At 62.7% G+C, this 5492-nt stretch carries 5 protein-coding genes and 1 pseudogene; all 6 read right to left on the bottom strand.

What is annotated here, in order from left to right:
- Nucleotides 1–77: 77 nt before the first annotated feature.
- Nucleotides 78–3761 carry a strawberry notch family protein gene (locus tag D4754_RS23540; RefSeq protein WP_240453998.1) on the bottom strand — a complete coding sequence of 1228 codons (3684 nt, stop codon included), beginning with the start codon at nucleotides 3759–3761 and terminating at the stop codon, nucleotides 78–80.
- Nucleotides 3762–3863: 102 nt separating this feature from the next.
- Nucleotides 3864–4016, bottom strand: coding sequence for a hypothetical protein (locus D4754_RS23535; protein ID WP_024099307.1), 153 nt, complete (start codon nucleotides 4014–4016; stop codon nucleotides 3864–3866).
- Nucleotides 4006–4170: a hypothetical protein gene (locus D4754_RS24200; protein WP_009819683.1), complete on the bottom strand. Its 165-nt coding sequence runs from the start codon at nucleotides 4168–4170 to the stop codon at nucleotides 4006–4008. The genes D4754_RS23535 and D4754_RS24200 overlap by 11 nt, the downstream gene beginning before the upstream one ends.
- Before the next feature lie 94 nt (nucleotides 4171–4264).
- On the bottom strand, nucleotides 4265–4783 hold the full coding sequence (locus D4754_RS23530) for a type II toxin-antitoxin system YhaV family toxin (protein WP_024099306.1): 519 nt from the start codon (nucleotides 4781–4783) through the stop codon (nucleotides 4265–4267).
- Entirely contained in the window at nucleotides 4780–5106 is a 327-nt protein-coding gene (locus D4754_RS23525) for a type II toxin-antitoxin system PrlF family antitoxin (protein ID WP_005668772.1), read from the bottom strand. The genes D4754_RS23530 and D4754_RS23525 overlap by 4 nt, the downstream gene beginning before the upstream one ends.
- A 124-nt stretch (nucleotides 5107–5230) precedes the next feature.
- A pseudogene (locus tag D4754_RS24720) lies at nucleotides 5231–5365 on the bottom strand (DUF6927 domain-containing protein); the annotation flags it as partial.
- Nucleotides 5366–5492 lie beyond the last annotated feature (127 nt).

The raw sequence follows: 5492 nt of genomic DNA, 5'->3' as shown, positions 1-5492 counted from the left end.
CAATTCCACAGAATACATCTCCCGACCCTCAGCTTCCGCCTCGGGTGTCAGAATGGCGGAATTTTACTCCGCGACGGTCAGGTAATCCCACCGTTTCCGTGGCCCAGTTTGCCTCCGAGATTCACATGCATGGGCCGCGCCGAGATGAGCGCCGCGCGACCGGAGGCGCGATTGACCATCGGCAGCTTGTCCGGATTGCGAGATATGGCCTCTTCGGCGCCCAGGACATGGACCGGGTCCGTCACCTTGAGCCCGATGATCCGCGTCACGGCACCGGATTTCGGGCAGGTCCAGAGATCCTCCGTGGAAACCTGCTCGATCTTTTCGCCGCGCAGGGTTTCCACGCCGAGATCAAGCGTGCCCGCCGCGCGCGCCCGTTCCGTCTGGTCAGATATTCTCGCCATGAACTCGGCAAAGAGCGCGTTCTGCATGTGGATGGGCAGCGCCAGCACCCGGTTGAGAAACCGCTGGATCGGGGGAAGCTCTTCGAGCAGCACCCCGTCCTTGTCGATCAGCCGCAGAGCTGTCCAGTCGGTGAAGCTCTCGTAGCTCATCGCCTCAGCGCGCCCGGCGGCAAGATCGGCGAAATACCCACGCAGCGCCGCCCGCGCGATCGGGCTTTCGAGATTGTCCTCCTCGCGGAACATGCCTTGCGAGCCGGTCTCGCGCTGGCCCTTGGTCAAGGCCCCCAGCTGGTCGAGGCGCTTGGCAATCGTCGAGGTGAAACGCTTTTCGCCATGCACATCCGAGGTGCAGACCCGGAAGAAGGGCGCGCTGATCTGGGCCGAACGATGCGTGCGGCCCAGCCCCTGAATGGCCGCATCGGCGCGCCAGCCGGGCTCCAGCAGGTAATGCCGTCGCCGCTTCTGGTTCTTCGCCGTTTGCGCCGCATGATAGGAGCGGCCTGTGCCACCCGCATCGGAGAAGATCAGGATGTTCTTCTCGCCTTCCATGAAGGCTTGGGTCTCGGAGGAATTGCTGCTGGCCGACCGCTTCTCGATGAAGAGATGGCCATCGTCGGCCTTCAGTGGCCGGATCGAGCGCCCGGTCACCTCCGCCACGGCCTCGTCGCCGAAGGCCCAGAGGATCTGATCGAGCGCCGAGGGGATCGGTGCCAGTGTTATCAGTTCCATTATTGCCGCATCGCGCAAGGCGAGCGCCTCGCGCGAGACGACCAGCGCGCCGGTCTCATCCCGCAAAGGCTCAGCCACCATGTTGCCGTCGATCTCGACCAGCTTTTGCGCATGGATCGGGAAGGCCTGCTCAAGATAACCCAGCACGTAGTCGCGAGGCGTCAGGGCACCCTCAACGAGTTCATCCTCCGGATCCATCGTCTCAAGCCGGCGTTTCAGCAGACTCTCACCCGTCGAGACCACCTGGATGACGCAAGCCTTGCCTGCCGACAGATCTTCCTCGATGGCACGGACGATGCTCGGGGCCTTCATGCCCATTAGGAGATGATTGAAGAGCCGTTGTTTCGTGCTCTCGAAGCGGGACTTGGCCGAGGCGCGTGCGGCGGAGGCGTTGGTCTCGCCGGAAGCGTCATTGACACCGGTGGCGGTCAGGGCTGCCTCGAGATTGTGGTGGATCGTGCGAAACGCACCCGCATAAGCGTCGTAGATCTCGGTTTGGGCCGGGGTCAGTGCATGTTCCAGCACGTCATATTCCACCCCATCGAAGCTGAGCGCGCGGGCCGTGTAGAGCCCGAGTGTCTTGAGGTCGCGCGCGACCACCTCCATGGCAGCGACGCCGCCCGCCTCCATCGCCGAGACGAAACTTTCGCGGCTCGGGAAGGGGTATTCTGGGCCCTGCCCCCAGAGCCCCAGCCGCGCGGCATAGGCGAGGTTGTGTACGCTCGTGGCACCCGTGGCCGAGATGTAAAAGACGCGAGCACGCGGTGCGGCCAGTTGCAGCCGCAGGCCCGCAAGGCCCTGCTGGGAGGGTTTGACCCCCCTGCCCTGCTCAGACCCGGCCGCGTTCTGCATGGCATGGGCTTCGTCGAAAGCCAGAACACCATCGAACCCCGCGCCCATCCAGTCGAGGACCTGGCTCAGCCGTGTGGTGCCGCATTTGCCCGCGGACCGCAGCGTGGCGTAGGTGACGAAGAGGATGCCGTCGCCCATGGGGATGGGCTGGTCGGGTTTCCATTTGGAAAGCGGCTGGATATCGGCAGGCGAGCCGCCGAGATCGGTCCAGTCGCGGATGGCGTCCTCGATGAGCGTGGCGGACTTCGAGACCCAGACGGCCTTACGGCGTCCGGCGAGCCATCCCGCGAGGATCAGCCCCGCACATTCCCGACCCTTGCCGCAGCCGGTGCCGTCACCGAGGAAGTAGCCGAGGCGATAGGCACGCGCATCCGGGTCATCATCGGCACGCGTCAGCTTTGTCTGGTCGTCATCGATGGTAAAACGCCCCGGCAAGTCGCGCCCATGGGCATCATTGGCCATGATGATGGTCTCAAGTTGCGCCTCGGAGAGGTGTCCCTCTTCGATCAGTCGGGCGGGCAGGCGCAAGTCATTACCGCCCGTGTTTGAGGGCATGGGCGGGGCAACCGAGGCCATGGCGATGCTTTCAACGAGCGGCGTGGGATGTTCCTGTGCACCTGCGATCTCGATCCGCTGCGGCCGGTAGCGCGCATAGATGTCCGAGATGGGCGTGTTGTCGCGAGGGGTCTCAAAGCTTGTGAAGCTGAGCGGACGGACGGCATTGGCCCGGGGTTTGGAGGGGGCGACAGGCGCAGCGGCGGTCTTGCGTGGGGCAGATGATGGAACGGTCGGTCGAGCATGAGGGATCGCTTCAACCCGTTGGGCCGGGCGCATCTCGGTCCGTGTTGCGGCCACGGCATCGACATATGCCAAGGCTTCATCCAGATCCCGCACAGGGACGCGGATCATTTCGCCGTCCTCCTGCACCTTGTCAAAGACCATCAGCTGGGTTTCGACAGAGGTGCCGAGCTTGCGGTAGACCTGCCCCGGCATCGTCAACGCCAAGCGCGGCGTGAGCAAACCACAGGCGCGGGACCAATGCGCGGCATCGCGTTCGGGCGTGAATCCCGGCGGCATGATCGCCACAAGCCGCCCGCCGGGTGCCAGGCGCTTTGCAGCAGCGATGAGATGCTTGGCGGCGATGTGCTTGTCTCGGGAGCGATCGACCGAGGAGGCGAAGGGCGGGTTCATCACCACGACGTCGGGTAGAACCGGCGTCTGCAGCAGATCATCGATATGCTCGCCGTCATGGCCCGTCACCTCGCCGCCGAAAACCGCGCGCAGGAGGCGCTGGCGAAAGGGGTCGATCTCGTTGAGCAAAAGCGTAGCACCGGCCCAGGCGGCAAAAGCGGCCAGTGCACCGGTGCCCGCCGAGGGCTCCAGAACGGTCTCGCCCTTGCGGATCGCCGCGGCCCGCACCGCCATGGTCGCGAATGCCAGCGGCGTGGAAAACTGCTGCAGACGGATCTGCTGCTCTGACCGGCGGGTTTCCGTAAGGAGACGTGAGGCGAGGAGTTTTGCGTTGGCGATGTCTGCTGTGGCACCGGCCCCACGCAGAAGCACCTGGATGGCCGCTGCCTGCATCATGTCATAGGCCATGCGCCAGTCCCAGGCGCCACCGGCATCGCTGCCATGAAACGTCTCGCGCATGATACGCGCGAGCGCTGAACTGCGCAGGGGCTGGTCATCGACCTCCGTGCCGATTTGCGCGAGGGCAGAGGCGAGATCGGCTTCGGAGATTGCGAGAGCCGGGTTGGCCGTTCTGGGTTTGGACATGGGGATTTTCCTTTGGATCAGGGTCTGAGTTCCAAAGGACAAAAAGCCCGCTTTCGCTTTTCAGGGTGACGTAGTCAGACCGCGCTGACCTCCAAGGCTTGGTCAGGACTTGGGTTCGACCTGCCGCTTCGCATCAATCAATGCCTGTGCGGCCTGCATCACCTGAACCTGAGATGTTCCCGAGCGTGCATCCTCCAGCGTGGCCTGCACCTGCGCGCAAAACCACGTGTCATAAGAATTCGCTTCAGCGGCCACGGAAATGCTCCTCGAGCCCGATATCCAGCAGCTTGCCGAGGTCATCGGGCATGTCTGCAACGCGCACAGCAATTGGGAAACGGTGCCCCGTCAGGTCAGGCGCGCATTGCTCCTCTAGACCGAGGTGCTGCCTATCCTTTTCCGTCTCATTCATTGTGCTTTCTCCGACCGCATTATCAGCCGATGCTACATCTTCGAGCGTGGCGTCGTAAATGATAATGCCAAAGGGTCATAGCAAGCTGGCCCACTTACCGATCGGGCACCGCTTCAAGGGATTTCTCGAACCGCTTGCCTGCCGCTGCAGCTTCTTTCAAGAGCGCGTCGAAATTGTCAGGTGGGTTGCCATCTTCCAGCATCCCTTTGAACGTCGCATAGGCATCCGTCTTGCTGCCATAGGCGCGCAGGGTCTTGTCGTCGTTCACCCATGCCACCACGATGACCTTCGCATCGCTGTTGAACCGGTAGAACAACCGATACTGCTGGAAGAATTTCGCCCGGAACCAGTGCTTGCGGTGATCGCCTAGTGTGCCGCCTTGCCGGAAAGCGGCGGCACCCGGATCTGCAGGTATGGCCTCGGTGACCAGCTTGAAGATGGCGGCCAGCCGTTTCGTTGGGTTTTTCTTGTGCCAGGTCTTGGGATCGCGAGCCTTACGCGCCTCTACCTCCTCGACCAGCCCTTCGAGCTGGTCCAGAAAGAGTGGGTGCGCATAAATCGACCATCCATTCACGACAAGGGGCGCTTGGGCGGGCACGCTATCGCCGCTCATTCATCCTCGAGCGATAGCGGCGCATCGAGATCGACATCAACGTCTCCGACCAGTGCTGCAAGACGGTCATGCAAAGCCCCATCGAAAGCCCGAATGCGGTCCGGATGCGCCTTGATATCGGCCTCGACAAAATCGAGAAAGGCTCCGAGCACGGGATCTTCCTCGTCGCTGCGCACGGGCTCGATATAGACCCTGCCACTCGGCTCGGTGCAGTAACGAATCTGGTCGCCCTTGCCCAGCTTGAGCTGTTTGCGCACACCCGCCGGCACGGTCGTCTGATACCGATCCGTGAGTTTCGAGACATCTTGTGCGAGGGCTGTCATGGCAGTCTCCTGAAGAAAAGGGGCTTTGCTGCCCGCGATAGGTAATGCATTTGCATTGCCTTGTCAAGACAAGCCGCAGCATCTGCTGTCGCCGGGCAGGTCGATGAACCGTCCGGCGCAGGACCTAATTTCGCCCCGCCAGGAACTCCGCCAGCACCGGGCTAGCCGCACCTTTCGTGGAGCTGAGCAGCTCCGAGCCCGCAAGCGAGGCCTTCGACAGGCGTACGAGCCCACCAGTTTCCTCGATGCGGTAGCAGCGGCTGTGAATCTCGGAGGCAAACTGGGCCACGGAAACGGTGGGATTACCTGACCGTCGCGGAGTAAAATTCCGCCATTCTGACACCCGAGGCGGAAGCTGAGGGTCGGGAGATGTATTCTGTGGAATT

This window comes from Chachezhania antarctica, from assembly GCF_003646465.1.
Lineage (GTDB): Bacteria > Pseudomonadota > Alphaproteobacteria > Rhodobacterales > Rhodobacteraceae > Chachezhania > Chachezhania antarctica.
The sequence above is the reverse complement of the archived record's forward strand: the minus strand, read 5'-3'. Positions and strand labels throughout refer to the sequence as shown.